Origin of the sequence: Cohnella sp. GCM10012308 (assembly GCF_042649185.1) — a bacterium.
GTDB lineage: Bacteria > Bacillota > Bacilli > Paenibacillales > Paenibacillaceae > Cohnella.
Genome location: NZ_JBHRYU010000050.1, coordinates 12,614 through 28,812, shown reverse-complemented (window position 1 = coordinate 28,812; position 16,199 = coordinate 12,614). Strand labels below are relative to the sequence as shown.

At 59.7% G+C, this 16,199-nt stretch carries 10 protein-coding genes; 6 read left to right on the top strand and 4 right to left on the bottom strand.

All coding sequences use genetic code 11. The features are described from left to right. The first annotated feature begins 36 nt into the window (after positions 1-36). Together ACFOTD_RS32240 and ACFOTD_RS32235 are read left to right on the top strand one after the other, a co-directional pair. Complete coding sequence (locus ACFOTD_RS32240) at positions 37-1,671, top strand: extracellular solute-binding protein (RefSeq protein ID WP_378124088.1); 1,635 nt, start codon at positions 37-39, stop codon at positions 1,669-1,671. A 134-nt stretch (positions 1,672-1,805) separates the two neighbouring features. Next, complete coding sequence (locus ACFOTD_RS32235) at positions 1,806-3,833, top strand: right-handed parallel beta-helix repeat-containing protein (protein ID WP_378124087.1); 2,028 nt, start codon at positions 1,806-1,808, stop codon at positions 3,831-3,833. Between the two features lie 183 nt (positions 3,834-4,016). Here ACFOTD_RS32235 and ACFOTD_RS32230 read toward each other — a convergent pair whose 3' ends face one another. Genes ACFOTD_RS32230 through ACFOTD_RS32215 form a run of 4 tightly spaced genes read right to left on the bottom strand, consistent with a single transcriptional unit; the run spans position 4,017 to position 7,688 of the window. Continuing rightward, complete coding sequence (locus ACFOTD_RS32230) at positions 4,017-5,471, bottom strand: sulfatase family protein (RefSeq protein WP_378124086.1); 1,455 nt, start codon at positions 5,469-5,471, stop codon at positions 4,017-4,019. A 13-nt stretch (positions 5,472-5,484) separates the two neighbouring features. Then, a complete protein-coding gene (locus ACFOTD_RS32225) occupies positions 5,485-6,486 on the bottom strand; it encodes a formylglycine-generating enzyme family protein (RefSeq protein WP_378124085.1) in 1,002 nt (333 codons plus the stop codon). A 36-nt stretch (positions 6,487-6,522) separates the two neighbouring features. Next, positions 6,523-7,065, bottom strand: coding sequence for a chromate transporter (locus ACFOTD_RS32220; protein WP_378124084.1), 543 nt, complete (start codon positions 7,063-7,065; stop codon positions 6,523-6,525). Between the two features lie 23 nt (positions 7,066-7,088). Further along, positions 7,089-7,688, bottom strand: coding sequence for a chromate transporter (locus ACFOTD_RS32215; protein WP_378124083.1), 600 nt, complete (start codon positions 7,686-7,688; stop codon positions 7,089-7,091). A 228-nt stretch (positions 7,689-7,916) separates the two neighbouring features. Here ACFOTD_RS32215 and ACFOTD_RS32210 point away from each other — a divergent pair, with 228 nt between their 5' ends. From ACFOTD_RS32210 to ACFOTD_RS32195, 4 genes are all read left to right on the top strand, one after another. Beyond that, positions 7,917-9,113, top strand: a complete 1,197-nt coding sequence (locus tag ACFOTD_RS32210) for an ROK family protein (RefSeq protein WP_378124082.1) — start codon at positions 7,917-7,919, stop codon at positions 9,111-9,113. Between the two features lie 256 nt (positions 9,114-9,369). Beyond that, positions 9,370-13,269 (top strand): fibronectin type III domain-containing protein, encoded by a 3,900-nt coding sequence (locus ACFOTD_RS32205; protein ID WP_378124081.1) that lies wholly within the window; start codon positions 9,370-9,372, stop codon positions 13,267-13,269. Between the two features lie 135 nt (positions 13,270-13,404). Further along, a complete protein-coding gene (locus ACFOTD_RS32200) occupies positions 13,405-14,154 on the top strand; it encodes a response regulator transcription factor (RefSeq protein ID WP_378124080.1) in 750 nt (249 codons plus the stop codon). Then, positions 14,147-16,141 (top strand): cache domain-containing sensor histidine kinase, encoded by a 1,995-nt coding sequence (locus ACFOTD_RS32195; RefSeq protein WP_378124079.1) that lies wholly within the window; start codon positions 14,147-14,149, stop codon positions 16,139-16,141. The genes ACFOTD_RS32200 and ACFOTD_RS32195 overlap by 8 nt, the downstream gene beginning before the upstream one ends. The last annotated feature ends 58 nt before the right edge of the window (positions 16,142-16,199 follow it).

Here is a 16,199-nt window from a genome sequence, read left to right as displayed (position 1 = left end):
ATTATCCTATAATGATCAAAGGGAGGATTCATAAACATGGTCAAAAAATTCACGGCAGTCGCATCGAGCCTGGCCCTGTCCGCGGCATTGCTCGCCGGATGCGGCGGCAACGACAACAACAATCAAGCGTCTTCGGCGGCACCGAGCGCCGGGTCGTCCGCGGGTGCCTCGGCGGCGGCCGACAATCCGTACAAGGACCCGATGGAGATCTCCGTCGCGTTCTGGGACGCGGACGCCGAGATCGCCAAGATTGCCAAGGACCCGATCTCTCAGGAAGTGCTGAAGAAGTTCAACGTCACTCTCAAGCCGGTCAACACGACCTGGGACGACTACGCGCAAAAAATTCAGATGTGGGCGGCTTCTGACCAGCTGCCGGACATCTTCGCCATCGATGCGATCGGCACGCAGTATCAACGCAAATGGGTCGAGCAGGGCGTCGTCAAAGCGCTGCCTGATCTGTCCAAATATCCGAATCTCGCCGCATACTTCGAAGCGCCGGATATCAAGGGATTGAGCGTAGACGGCAAGTATTATACGGTGCCGCGGAGAATGTTCCCGAGCGTCGACTGGAGCGCGCTCGACCGCGTCGTCCTCTACCGTTGGGACCTCGCCCAAAAAGCCGGCATCACGAAGGAGCCCGAGACTTGGGAGGAGTTCGAGGCGATGCTCGAAGCGATCACGAAGGCGGATTCGGAAGGCAAGCATATCGCCGGTCTGACGACGACGCAGACGAAGCTGCTCGGCGGCCTGTTCTGGCTGTACGGCAACCCGGTCGCCACGAGCGACGGCAGCGGCAGCGACTTCAAGTGGATCGAAGAGGACGGCAAGCTCATCCCGGCGGTATTCTCCAAGAAAGCGCTGCCTGCGCTGCAAAATATGCGGGCGATGTACGACAAAGGCCTGATCGATCCGGACATCGCGCTCGCCAAGGGTGCCGATTCCTACGATAAATTCGTGTCCGGCAAAGCGGCGGCCCTGCTGAGCGGCGGCGGATTCGTCAATTTTAACGGCGATATCTACGAGAAGCGATGGAAGACGGCCTATCCGGATACGGACATCACGCAGAGCGTTAAGGTGCTGAAGCCGCTCGTCGGCCCGGACGGCGAACGCACGCATGCGATCTTCAAGACGTACTGGTCGGAAAGCTACTTCAGCAGCAAGGTCGACGACAAGAAGATGGATCGCATCATGGCGCTGTACGACTATATTCTGTCTCCCGAAGGCAAGGATCTGTTGATCTACGGCAAGGAAGGCGTCGACTATAAGGTCGAGGGCGGCAAAAAGGTCATGATCGAAACGGGCTCGCTGAACGAGAAGTATCCGGCCCGCAACTTCCTGCGGCAGCTGGTCGCCTACGAGACGTCCGACAGCTACGACATGAACAACCCGCTGATCGCCAACGAGTCGATTCGCAAGGAAGGCGTCGACTACATCGACTGGGTTCTCAAAAACACGAAGGTGCCGGACTACGACATCCGTCTCACCTATATGTCCACGCCGACCAAGGATAAGTTCACCGTCCTCGACCAGGATGACCTGCTGAAGGTCATGCTGTCCAAAGAGCCGGTCGAGCAGGCGTGGAACGACATTCTGAAGAGCTACAAGGCCAAGGGCCTAGACAAGATGATCGAGGAAGTGAACGCGAAGGCCAAAGAAGAGGGCATTCAGTAATACCGTCTTGACCGCAGGGACTAAGCCCCATCGGGCTTGATCCGATTCGAACAGCTTCCGGGGTCCCGCTTGCGAGAGTAGGTCGTCCGGAGGCTGTTCGTCTCTATAGCACCGAATCCAAAGGAGGAATATTCATGAAAGCGCAACATTGGATGTACGGCTTCGTCATTCTTTTGGCATGTCTCTTCGTGAACGGAACGGCGCATGCGGACAACCAGACGTATTACGTAGACGCGACGGCGGGCAGCGACAGCAATACCGGGCTCTCGCAGACGGCCGCATGGAAGACGCTGGCCAAGGTAAATGCGACGACCTTCGGCCCGGGCGACAAGATTCTGCTGAAGGCAGGAGGGACGTGGACCGGCACGCTGCAGCCGCAAGGCTCGGGCGCGGCCGGCAACCGGATCGTGGTGGACCGGTACGGCACGGGCGCGGATCCGCGGATCGACGGCCAGGGGGCGAACGCGGTCGTGAGGCTTTACAATCAACAGTATTGGAGCATCGGCCATCTCGAGATCACGAACCAGACCGCGACGCAGGGAACGACGGCCCGCAGCGGCGTGCTCGTCGTCGGCGAGGACTATCAGGCGGGTTCGACGAGCGATATTGTCAACGTCGCCGTACTGCACGACATCCACCTGCACGACCTGTACATCCACGACGTCAACGGCTTGCATACCAAGTCGGTCAACGGCAGCGCAGGCATCAACGTCGTCGTGCGGGCCCGGTCCGACGGCTCGCCGAACCGCGTCACCAAGTTCGATCAGGTGCTGATCGAGAACAACAAGATCGAGCGCGTCACCCGCACCGGGATCATGGTCAACTCCGAATGGTACGACCGCGACCAGCAGGGCGGCGTTCGCAACGCGAACCGGCCGTGGACGCCGGCGACCGGCGTCGTCATCCGGGGCAACGAGGTGCTCCATGTCAGCGGCGACGGCATCGTCCCGCACGTATCGACCGGCGCGCTCGTCGAGCACAACCGGGTGGACGGTTACAACGAGGCGCAGGTCGATTACAACGCGGGCATGTGGACGTACAACGGCGACTATACGGTGTATCAGTACAACGAAGTATCCGGCGGCAAGACGATCAAGGACGGCATGTCCTTCGATTTCGACAACGGCACGAAGGGCCTCGTCTTCCAGTACAACTACAGCCACGACAACGAGGGCGGCACGGCGCTGATCTGCCAGAACGAGACGGGCGGCTCGGTGACGGACGGCATCTTCCGCTACAACATCAGCCAGAACGACAAGTATCAGATGATTACGGTGTGCAGCGGCGCGAATTACAGCAACATGCAGTTTTACAACAATGTCTTCTACGTCGGCAGCGGCCTCGCGAACAATCTGCTGGTGAACCAAGGCGGCAACGGCGGCGCCTCGTTCAAGAACAACATCTTCTACAATCTGGGCACGGGCGGCTATACGAAAAAGACGACCTGGACGTACGACGGCAACGTGTTCTACGGCAACAACGTGCCGACGACGGCCGTCATTCCCGACGCCTATATGCTCACGTCCAATCCGCTGTTCGTGAGCCCCGGGACCGGGACGGGAATCGGCGCGCTGGACGGCTACAAGCTGCAGGCCGCCTCGCCGGCGATCGACCGCGGGGTCGCGATCGCGGCCAACGGAGGCAAGGACTTTTGGGGCAATGCGCTCTACGTCCAGAAGCCCGATCGCGGCGCGTTCGAGCATCCGTCGGTCGTGAACGCGGCGGCTGGCAAGACGCCGACCTCGGGCAGCTTCGTCAATAATGCCGCCTATGCGACGGACGGCGCGACCGGGGACAAGAATTTGTACGCGGGACTGGATCAGGGATTGCAGTACCTGCAGCTCGACCTGGGCGCGAGCTACGCCGTGAACCGCCTGAAGCTGTGGCGCTTTTACGACAACCGGATCTACAGAGACGTCATCGTGCAGCTATCGACGACGGCCGACTTCTCCTCGGGCGTGACGACGGTGTTCAACAACGACGCGAACAACAGCGCCGGCAAGGGCGCGGGCACGGACGCCGAGTATGCCGAGACGGCGGCGGGCAAGGAGATCGTCTTCAATCCCGTGACGGCAAGGTACGTGCGGATCTGGTCGAACGGCAGCAGCGTCAACGCGTGGAATCACTACGTGGAGACGCAAGTGTACGGCGTTCCGCTCTAAGCGCGGGAATGAGAAGAACGGGCGCATGCCGCAGCGGTCGAATGAGCGGGCAAAGAACCTGATCGATGCAGGATGCGAAAATAAATAAGCGGCAGTCCAGGACGCGTTTTTCTCGTCTTGGGCTGCCGTTTATTTTGTCCTGCGGACTGACTTAGGATCGCCGGGCGCGGACATCCCCTCCGTCTACCAATTCGCCTGCCGCACGGGGAGGGGGTCTTGGTCCCGGATCATGCGCTGCACGAGCAGCTCCATCATCCGGCGGCGGAGCTCGCGGCTGTCCGGGTCATCGAACAGGTTGCGGTTCTCGCCCGGATCTTCCTGCAGATCGTACAGCTCGCCGTATGCCTCTCCGGCGAAAACGACGAGCTTGTAGCGCGGAGTGCGCAGGCACTTTGCGCTTATGCCGCGGTCATGGGCGTCATAGGCCGTCATGGCCGAGTTCCGAACGCCGGCCGAGCTTCCGCGGAGCGACGCCATGAGCGATACGCCCTGCAAGCCGGAGGCGCGTTCGAGACCGACGGCGTCCAGCAAGGTCGGCACGATGTCGACGTGCTCCATCAGCGCGGACACGCGTTGTCCGGGAACGATGCCCGGTCCGCGAACGATCATCGGAACGCGGGTCAGCCCTTCGTAAAACCAGGGCCCCTTGTACAGTAACCCGTGATCGCCGAGGAGCTCGCCGTGGTCGCTGGTGAACAGGACGAGCAGCTCCTCGTCCATGCCCTTCAGGCGCCAAGCCTGGCGGATGCGGCCGATCTGTTCGTCGACGAAGGTGATCATCGCGTAATAGTTGCGGATCAGCCGCCGCATCTGCGCTTCGGCGAGCGCGTGTTCCTCGCCTCCGCCGGGCCAATAGCCGCGCTTGCCTTTGCGCAACAGGTGCTCCGGACGCCGTCTCAAGTCGTCCGGACCGACGGCAGGCAGCGGCATATCGACGCCCTCGTACAGCTCCGCGTAGGCCTTCGGCGGATCGAACGGGTGATGCGGATCGACGAAGCTCGTCCAGAGGAACAGCGGCCGGTCAGCGTCGTGAGAGAGAATCGCCTCGATGCTCCGATCGGCTGTCCAGTACGTCTGGTGCAGCTCCGGCGGGAGCTCGCTCTCCCACACGTCGCCGTCCGCATCGGCGGAGGCATAGCGATCCCGTTCGAATCGTTCGGCGACGGCGGGCGCTTTCGCCCGCAGCCAATCCAGATATTCGCCGGTCGCGTTGTCCTCGGTCACGCGGCGCTCGTCGAAGCCGAAGTAAGTGCCGTCCGACGTCCGGCCCTTGTCGCGGAAGAGCGGATCCTCCGGCTCGTAGGAGAAGCCCGGCTTGCATTGCGGGCGAAAATGCATCTTTCCGATGCCGACCGTCCGGTAGCCTGCCGTCTTCAGAAGGTCGGCCAGCGTAATTTCGTCTTCCTTTAACGACAGCCCGATATTCCATGCGCCGTGAACGTGCGGATACCGGCCGGTGAAGATCGAGGCGCGCGAGGGCGTGCATACGGGGCTCGCGCAATAGGCGCCCTCGACGACGGCGCCTTCGGCAGCCAGCGCGTCAAGGGACGGCGTGCGCACGGCCGAATTTACGATACCCAGCGCATCCGCCCGCATCTGATCCGCGGTAATCAGCCAGATATGCGTCTTCTTTGCCATCCGATTTCCCTCCTCAGCGCGATCGCGCGACGCGAAACCCGCAGTTGCCGCCGGAGCTGTCCGGCGTATTCGAGCTGCGCGCGGCGACCCGATACCGGTTGCAATAAGAGCGGTGGCACAAGTAAGAACCGCCTCGCATCGACCGCTTGTCCGTCGGCTGGTCGAATCTTGGATTCGACGCGGCGGTAACCGTATGATAGGCAGGCGTGAACCAGTCCGCGCACCATTCCCACACATTGCCGGCCATATTGTAGAGGCCGTAGCCGTTCGGCTCGTAGGCATGCACGGGCGCGGTGCCCGCATAGCCGTCGCTCTCGCTGTTTTTCACCGGAAACTTGCCCTGCCAGATGTTGCAGCGATGCTCGCCGCCCTCCTTCAGCAAATCCCCCCAAGGATAAGTCTTGCGTGCGAGGCCGCCCCTGGCCGCATACTCCCACTCCGCTTCGGTCGGCAGCCGTCCGCCTGCCCAACTGCAGTAAGCGGCGGCGTCGTGCCAAGTCACATGAACGACCGGATGGTCCATCCGGCCTTCAATGCCGGAGTCCGGTCCTTCGGGCATGTCCCAGCGCGCGCCGTTCACGACGTACCACCAAGGCGTCGATTGCGGCACGATGCGGACATCCTGTCTGACGGCTTCGGAGACGAACAAGTGGAAAACGTAGGACCAGCCGAAGCGCTCCGCCTCGGTGACGTACCCCGAATCCTCGACGAACGCTTGGAATTGCGCGTTCGTCACCGCATGGGCCGACAGGTAAAAGCCGTCGACCTGAACGGAACGGGGCGGGCCTTCTCCGTCCGCGGGGAAGCCGTCGGCCGCATCCGTTCCCATCACGAACTCGCCGCCCGGAAGCCAAACCATATTCGCTTCAAGCTCGGGCCTTGGAGGCTTAACGCCGTCGATACTTGCGACGGATTCAAGCGAGGGGGCGGGTGAGCCGGCCATATCCGCTTGCACGGAAGCTCTGCGCGCAGCGCAGCAGGGAGGGACTTGTTCTTCCAAATGGGTTCGCTCCATTCGCTTGGGAATCAAAAATTGTCGGATAAGCCCCGGCTAACCGTAGAGCGCGATGCCAACCAATCCGGATAATAGGATTACGACAAACGGATGCTTGTGCAAATAAATCAGCGCGAACAAAGAGCCGGCGAATATGGCGAGCTGGCACCAGGTCCGCCAGTCCGGCGCCGCCGTCCACATGCCGGCATGCTGCGCGAACGATACGGCTGCGTACGCGATCAGTCCGACGACGACCGCCCGCAGACCGTAAAATGCCGCTGAAACCCGGCGATGATCGCGATAGCGGAGAAAAAGCTTGCCTGCCGCCAGAATCAGCGCGAACGAAGGCAGCACGACCGCGATCGCCGCCACGGCGGCCCCGAGCAAGCCGGCTTTTTGATAGCCGACGGCGACCGCGATGTTGGTGGCGATCGGACCGGGCGACATGCCCGCGACCGCTACGATGTCCGCGAGTTGTCCGGCCCCCATCCATTGATGGCGATTCAGGATCTCTTCCTGAATGAGCGGGATCATCGCGTAGCCGCCTCCGAAGGAGACGAGCCCGACGAGGAAGAACATGGCGAACAGGGGGATCAGCATGTCTAAAACCTCATTTGCTCAAATTATATCATGTAATCGAAAACAGGCTCTTTTTCCCTTCCCTTCGGTCGTTTGCCCGTGATCACGCGGAACTGTACCAGGAGGATGCCCGCGGTTGCGCCCAGCGCGACGACCCACAACGGATGGATGCCGGTAAAAAGCAAGAGCGCAGCCGCCGCGGCGAGCGCGCCGGAGGCGAAGTCCACGATGGAGGACCGGGCGATCTTGATCGCCGCGAAGGCGATGAGCGCGGCGACCGTGGCGCGTATGGCGGTAAAGGCCGCTTCGACCTTCGGATTGTCCTTGAATTGAACGTAGAAGATCGACAAGACGATCATGAGCGCGAAGGTCGGCAGACAGATGCCGAGCAGCGCGGCGATCGCGCCGGACACGCCGGCGATCCGGTAACCGATGAAGGCGGCCGAGTTCACGGCGACCGCGCCGGGCACGGTACCCGATACGGCGAATAAATCGGCGATTTCCTCTTCTTGCAGCCAGCGTTTATTTTCGACGACTTCGCGTTCGATCGCCGGTATCAGCGCATATCCGCCGCCGAACGTAAGGGGGCTCATTTTCAAGAATGCGAGGAAGAGCGAGAGATGAAGCTTTCTTTTATCGGTCATGGCGATGCCTCCCGTCTCCATTAGTATAACATCTTTATTCCAAAATGGTATTAAGTGTTCGATCTTCAGGCTATAATAAGTTTTTATGGCCCATATAAAAGATATACTTAAATTTATTTTGGAATTAAACCGGGCGGAAGACGGGGTATAGATCGTCCAGGGGCGTTTCGATATAATGAAAAGAATGATTGAAGCCGAACGTACAAGCGAGCGAGGAAGTGCCCGTCCATGAATCGCGAGAATCGCGTGCCCACGTCCAAAGAATTGATCTATCATCATATCGCCGAGCAGGGCTTCGTTTCCAAGGCCGAGCTGCTGGATCGCTTCCGGATTCCGAGCAGCACGCTTACGCGCACGCTCGAAGAGATGACCGCGGACCGGCTGATCCAGGCTTCGGGCCTTGGTCCGTCCAGCGGGGGCAGAAGGCCGATCGTGTACGAGACGAACCCGGCGTACGGGTATTTTTTCGGTCTTGAGATTTCCCGGTTCCATGCCTCGCTCGGCTTCTTCGACATCCGCATGAACCCGATGTCGTTCACGCGCTGGCGCATGGACGAAGCGATGACGCCGGACAAGCTGATCGCGCATGCGGAGAAAACGGTCAAGGCCATACTGTTTGATCATAAGATCGAGCCAAGCCAGGTAAAGGGGTTCGGCATCGGCGCCGTCGGACCGCTGGACCGCGAGCGCGGCGTCGTGCTTCGGCCGCTTCACTTCGCGGCGCCGGGCTGGCAGGACGTGCCGATCTGCCGAATGGCCGAGGAGGCGACCGGCTTCAAGTCGCGCCTCGAGAACGGCGCGAACGCAGCGCTCATGGGCGAGCGCTGGGCGCTCAGGCAGTCCAATCCGCAGCATCTGCTGTATATGCATGCGGGCGTGGGGCTGCGTTCCGCGATGATGTCCAACGGCCGCATCGTCCACGGCTCGATCGACTTGGAGGGCGCGGTCGGACAGATGATCATCCAGGCGGACGGCACGCGGCTGCACGACGGAGGGAACTTTGGCGCCCTGGAGGCTTACGCCTCCATACAGGCGCTGGAAAAGCAGGCGCAAGCGCAGGCCAAGCTCGGCCGCGGAGGCTGGACGGAGCTGCTGCGGCTCGCGCCGGAGATGATCCGCTACGAGGACTTGCTGCAGGCGCTCAGGCAGGAGCATCCGCCGGCGGTCGAGCTGTTCGAAGGCGCTGCCGTGTATCTGGGCATCGGCCTCGCCAACATGATCAACATGTTCCACCCGGAGACCGTCATTCTGGGCGGATCGCTCATCTACTCCGACGAGCGATTCTATAGAAAGGCCATCGATACAGCGCGTCAGAACGTCTATTACTTTCCCTCGTATCAGCCGGTCTTCACCAAAGGCGAGCTGCGCGAGGACGCCGTCGCCACCGGCGCGGCGCTCATGATGTGGAGAGGCTTGGAGATCTAGAGGGGCCGGTTCCTCAGGGAGCCGGCTTTTTTGCGCCAATTCGCGTCTTTATCCTAATCCAGTCCAGAAAAATACGAACGCAGTCCTGTCTGCTTGCCCGCCGATGGCGTTAGAATCGAAAGAAAACAGGTCGGTAACGGCGTTCAAGCAGAAGATAAATTCGATAAGGAATTTGAAAGCGCTTAAATTAAAATAACGGAGACCTTCTCGTTCTCCGCTTACATAGATTCCATTCCTCACGAAAGGGCGGGAACCCGTGACAACACTGATGGAAAAGATGAAAAGAGGCGAGCGATGGCGCGCCAAAGGCTGGCTGGCGCTGCTGCCGGCCGTGCTGGCGCTATTCGCTTACGGCGGCAGATCGGAGGCGCTGAGCGAATGGCAGTTGATGAAAACGGAAGGCTTCGAGGACGGCTATTGGAGCACGTCGGCGTCCGGTTCCGGCAGCGCGGTTTACGATACAAGCGTCAAATCGGAAGGGACGCGAAGCCTGCATCTGAACGGATCGGCCGTCAGCAGCAAAGCGTATGCGGAAAAGGCGATCGCGATCGCTTCGGGCCAATACCGGGTCAGCGTCGACGTATACCCTGTCTCGATCACGGGGGAGATGGTGGTGGCGTTTGCCAAGGATGCGGGCTTCACCGAGGAATTTTTTTATTTTATCGTCGATCAGAACCGAAAGTTCAAGGTGCGCTACTTCGACACGTCCGGCGGCATTCACGATACGACGACCTCGGGTACGCTGAACGCCAATCAATGGAACACGCTGGAACTGACGGTCAATTGGGTGGACGGCGTCATTACGCCCAAGCTGAACGGAACGGCATTGAGCGCCATAACGGCGACCGGCATCCGGCAAGGGGCGATCGTAAAAAGCCGGATCGGCGACTGGTGGGACGGAGGGAATTACGGCAATATCTACTTCGACAATCTGAAAATCACGACTTACGCGGATACGTCCAAGACGCCGCTTCAAAAGGCGGAAGCGGCCGCGGAGCTTTACCGGCAGCGGGCCCAGCAGCCGTCCAAGCTATGGTCGAGCGGCACGGTTCCCGGAACGGCCAAGGATAACTTGCTTGAGATGGGGCAGCGCTACGACCTGCTCGGCCTCAATTCCATCTACCTGCTCAACGGCAATGCAACGTTCAAGCAGGCTTACAACGACTACGTGTCGGCCGCCTACACGGACGGCGTCGGCATCCACGTCCGCAGCGGCGGCACCCGCTATTCCTTCACGACCGCATACGAAGGCACGCCTATCGTGCACAAATGGCTGCAGCCCGCCCCCAACGACGTAGTCATGCTGCAGCGGCCGGGCGACTACGCGGCGCTCTGGAACCGCGCTTATGCGGACCGCACGACGCAGAGCAACTACTGGGGCACGCATTACTGGATGCCGTATTCGTACTTCTGGGAAAATATCGTGGACTTGAACACCTACGCGTACCAATTGAATTTTAACGAGATGGGGGACAGCGGCGCGAGGTCCTTCGCCAACCTGTGGTTCCTGTACCAGTCGACCGGAGACGCGAAGTGGAAGGCGCAATTCGACAACATCCTGGATACGGCCTGGCGCGAACGAAGCGACCTGACGAATCTGATGCCGAACTACAACAGCGCGGGCGGGCGCAGCGGCCATCCGTTCGGCGACAGCTTCGACGTGTACGGTCTGGACGTCGGCGCGTTCGATCTCTATAACTTTTTGCTGAGCCTTTACGATCTGTACGGCGAGCAGAAGTATTACGACATCGTCAAGACGCAGGCGGACAGCTGGATCAAATACGGCTGGCAGAAGGACCCGATCGGGGGCGGCTGGTTCGGCCGTAACGGCTCGCCCGATTCGGGCAGCGCTTTTACCGCGCCGTGGCACTTCTTCGAATGGCAGGCCGGCGTCGTCATGGCGCGGCTGGCCGAAACGATGGGAGATTTGCGTTATCGTCAGTACGCGACGGACATCCTCGCTTATTTGCGCAACCAGAAATGGCGGATGGAGGACAAATCGATTCTGTTGTCCGCGCAGCTGGCTGGTTACCTGTACATGCAAACCCGAGACACGGCCTACTGGGACATCTACAACGAGTTCATCGATTATTTCGAGCATGCTTACGTCGCGAACGACTGGATCTACACGACCTCCTACATCGATACGTACGAGGGCGGCGGCGGACCGGACATCAACAATATCGGCAACGGCAGCACCCATTTCTGGACGGTGGGCATGTACATCCACAGCAAGCTCATGCAGGACGAGATGAAGTCGATGCTGGCGCCGAACCCGTTTCAGATGATGTATCCGGTCGCGGTCAATTCTCCGATTCTGCCTCCGGCCGACAAGTTCAGCGCGCTTACGATCACGGGCGCGAACAAAAATGTCATCCAGGCCACGCGAACCGAAACTTCCGCCCAAAACGTGTTCATCTCCGTCGGCGGCCTGGTGGCGAACGGCTATACGAACTTCGCGGTACAAGACGGCAGCAACGCGGCGCTGAGCTTCAGCTTGATCGACGTGAGCGGCTATTGGTACATCAAAGTACCGTCCACCACCGCTCAGATCATCAGGGTGACAGGTTCGGCGGATACGACGGCGCCTGGACAGACGACCGGGTTGGGCGTCGCGAACATCAGCGACACGAAGCTTGCGCTGAGCTGGACGGCGAGCACGGCGACCGACCTTCGCTATTACGAAGTGTACCGGGGGACGACCGGCGGCTTTACGCCGGGAGCGGGCAACCTGATCGCCATTCCGCAGTCGAACAAATGGCTGGATACGAATCTGCTGCCCGGCCAGACCTATTATTACAAGGTGCTGGCGGTAGATAAGGCGGGCAACAAGGGCGCCGTATCGAGTCAGGGAAGCGGCACGGCGACGACGGTGCAGACGGCGAAACTGATCGACGACATGAACAACTTTGCGAAAATGTACAGCCATACGGCGGGCCTGAGCTTCGATGCCACTTCTCCATCCGGCTTCGAAGACGATACGAGCCGACTGATGCGCACCGCGAATACCGCGGAGTCGATCGTTTACAACCAGAGCGGCATGGACAGCGTGAAGCTGTTCGCTTATTGGTCGGATACCGATACGACGATCAATCATTTCAAATTCTATATCTCGTCCACCGACAGCAATTATCGGGAGATTACGCCGCTGACGATCGAGGACAAGGGCGGGACGAAAAGAAGAATCGTATATACGCTGCCGGAGCTGCCGGCTGACACGAATTTCCTGAAGATCGTTTACGCGGAAGCCGACTCGCCAGTCGCTTATCCGCAATTGGGCCGAATCGAGATCGGCTACCGCACGGGAACGACGCAGACGGATTATGCGCTGAAGGATCCGTTGGACAACTCGACCCTGATGTACAGCATGGATGCGGGCCTGGATTTCGACTACAGCAGCGTTCCTTCTTTTGAAGGAGACCGAAGCAGGCTGAAGCGCAAGACGCTCAGCTTCAATACCGTGACTTATTACGCGAACAACATCAAAGGCTTCGAGATGAACGCCTATTGGTGGGAGGGAGATACGACAGTCACGCATTTCAAGTTTTACGGTTCGGCCGACGGCGTCGCCTTTAGCGAGATTACGCCGGTCATCGCGGATCTGGGCGGCACGTGGAAAAAGATCAAATATACGAAAAGCGGACTGACCAACGTCAACTTCCTGAAAATTGAATTCCGGGATATGGACTCGTATGCCTGGGCTTCGCAAATCGCAAACGTGGACCTGACGTACGGCGGCAAGATGCTCGTCGATAACCTCGACGACCTGAAATGGACGAAGAGCGCGACCAACACAATCATTCTGGATTCTTCCGCTTGGGCGAACTTTGGCGGCGACCGGAGCCGGGTGTCCCGCACGGCCAACGCGGCGGATCAACTGGTGTATCAGGTGACGGGGATGACCGGCTTCACGGTGCGCGCGCATTGGTGGGAATCGGACACGACGGTCGACCATTTCAAGTTCTACACCTCCGCGGACGGCGTCAATTATGCGCAAGTGACGCCCGCGGTCAGCGATCAAGGAGGCGTATGGAGAAGAGTGATGTACTTTAAATCCGGTCTTAGCGGTGTCAATTACCTGAAGATCGAATTCGCGGACACGGACACCGGGCAGATCTTCACGCCGCAGCTCGGCAGCGTCTGGATTTCCTATTAAGCGTTAAGCGCGGCGGTGTCGGGGATAAGGCGGCTTCTTCTCCGGGAGAAGCCGCTTTTGCCGTCATATCTCTATGAAAGGCGACAGCGTTCTGGGATAATAGATGAATCCGCTTGCAAAGTGAGGGATACCCAAGTGCAGGACATACTGGTGGTAGACGACGAGCCCCTCATTCGGCTGGGCCTGAAAAAAATTATCGATAATGCGCGCGCGGGCTTCCAGGTCCGGGGAGAAGCCGGGAACGGCAACGAAGGCCTGGAGAAGCTGGCCGCGCATCGGTTCCATACGGTCATTACGGACATCAAAATGCCGGGGATGAACGGCGTCGAATTCGTCAAATCCATTTTCAGCCGGCATCCCGGGGTTCGCGTCATCGTGCTCAGCGGCTATGCGGAATTCGAATTCGTGCGGGAGACGATGAAGTACGGCGCGGTGGATTATTTGCTGAAGCCGGTGGACAACCAGGATCTGCTCGATCTGCTGTCCGAGATCGGCCGGAAGCCGGGGGCCGCAGGCAGCGAGCCGGACGCATCAACCGCCCCTCCCGCCTCCAAGAACGATCCCGTCAGCCGCGCGAAAGCCTACATCGCGGAGCATTACCGGCACAATATTTCCTTGAACGAAATCGCGGGTATCGTGCATTTGAACGCGATCTACTTTTCGCAGCTGTTCAAGAAGGAAATGGGGGAAAACTTCTCCGGCTATCTGATCCGCTGCCGGATCGAGCAGGCGCAGCGGCTGCTGGAGGATCCGCACAACCGGATCGCCGAGATCTCGCTTGAGGTCGGATACGAGGATCCGAACTATTTCAGCCGGATCTTCAAACGCATGACCGGCCTGTCGCCGCAGGAGTATCGCGCGCAGCGCGGAGGCCGCAATGCGTAGACGGCAATGGAGGCGGCTGCGGCTCCGGTTCGGACGGGCCGTCAGCCTGAGCCGGCGCAGCCTGACGTTCAAGCTGATCGGCGGCTTCGTCGTGCTCATTTTTATTCCGATGCTGGCCATTATCCTGATCTCTTCCTACGTATACAACTACAATCAGAAATCCAACTATATCAGCTCGCTGAACGTGATGGTCAATCAGGCGGCGGATCAGCTGTCGATGTATATCAAGGACATGAAGTATTTGTCCGAAATTCCGCTGAACGATGCCGAGATTATGCAGGAGCTTCACGACAACGCCATCCTTAATACGAACTATTACTTCGATCTGCGTACGCAGGGCATTTTAATGAGCTTTATGGAATCGACGCTCTTTTACAAGAAAGAGATTTCTTCCGTGGTCATCTTCGACATGGCCGGCCGCAGCATCAACAAGCTGAGAGATACGGACATCAATCTGGACGCGGACTTCAATCCCGTCGGCGAGCGCTGGTATCCGGCCTTGATCGCGGCGGACGGCGAGAGCGTGCTGTTGCCCCGTCACCGGCTGAAGCTGGTCGGAGAGGAGCGCTTCATGGACGTCATCTCCGTCGGCAAGGCGCTGCGCGATTACAACGGCTCGTTCGAGCCGGTCGCCGGCATTTTAATCAGCCTGAAGGTCGAGGAGCTGGCCCCGTTGTTCCAGGCGCTGAACGTCGTGAATCGGCAGCGGACGATCGTGGTCGACGAGGAAGGACAATTCATCTACGATTCCGGCGGAGCCGCGGACCAAAGCAGCCTGATCGCTGCGCAGGTGCTGGACGACAGCGGGGAGGGTGCGGCCGATCAACTGACGATCAGGGGCGAGTCTTACGTTCGGACGAGAACGGCGGTGTCGGAGACCGACTGGTCGGTCATTTCCTTTTTTCCAAAAAAAGAGCTGAACGTCTCGAACACGACGACGACGATCTATGCGCTGCTGCTCATGTCGGGCTGCGTGCTGATCGCGCTGATCGTGTCCGTCTGGTTCGCGGTCCGGCTGACGCTGCCGATCAAGCGTCTCAGCGCGACCATGAAGCGGGTGCAGCAGGGCAATTTGCATATGAAGCTGCGCAAGGGCGACAAAAACGAAATTTTTCAGATCAGCCACGAGTTCAACAAAATGATCAAAAAAATCAACGGCCTGATCCGGATGCTGTTCGTCGCGCAGCTGAAGCAGAAGGAGGCGGAGCTGCACGCGCTCAAGCTGCAGATTCATCCGCATTTTCTGTTCAACACGCTGGAGTCGATCCACATGATGGCCGAGCTGAACGACGACGCGGACACGTCGCGGATGGCGCGCATGCTCGGGAAGTTTTACCGTTATTACATTACCGAGAACGCGGACGAGACCGTGTCGCTGAAGCAGGAGCTGGACCATCTGACCAGCTACGTCGAGCTGCAGAAAATCCGGTTCGGCAACCGCTTCGCATGGGAGGTGCAGTTCGACGAGCGGCTGTACGCTTGCGAGATTCTCAAATTCGTCTTCCAGCCGATCGTGGAAAACGCGATCGTACACGGCTTTGCCGATACGCCGGCAGGCGGACTGCTGAGCTTGTCGGGGACGGCGAACGGCCAGACGGCGCAGTTCCGGATTCGCGACAACGGCTGCGGAATGAATGCGCAGCAGCTTGCGGAGCTTCAGGCGAAGCTGGAGAGAGGCGCGGCGGCCATGCGGTCGGGCGCTGCATCGGCAGGTACGGCGATGGCGGCTGCGGGGACGATGGCAGCGGAGACGGGGAGTGCGGCAATGACAGCAAAAACAGAGACTGCGGCCCATGATCGGGATTTCCAGGCGGCGGAGGTCGGCGGACTCGGCATGGGGAACGTCAACGAGCGCCTCAAGCTCTACTACGGCGACGCCTATGGCCTAAGCGTGGAGAGCAAGGAAGGGGCGGGCACCTGCGTGACGCTGACCCTTCCGCTGCAGGCGAAGGACGGCGCGTTCGCGCTTGAGCTGCTGCGCAAGTAGACCGCCAGTGCGGTTGCCGACGGTTCAGGGAATTCGGCGGGCTGGTGAAGATAGGAAC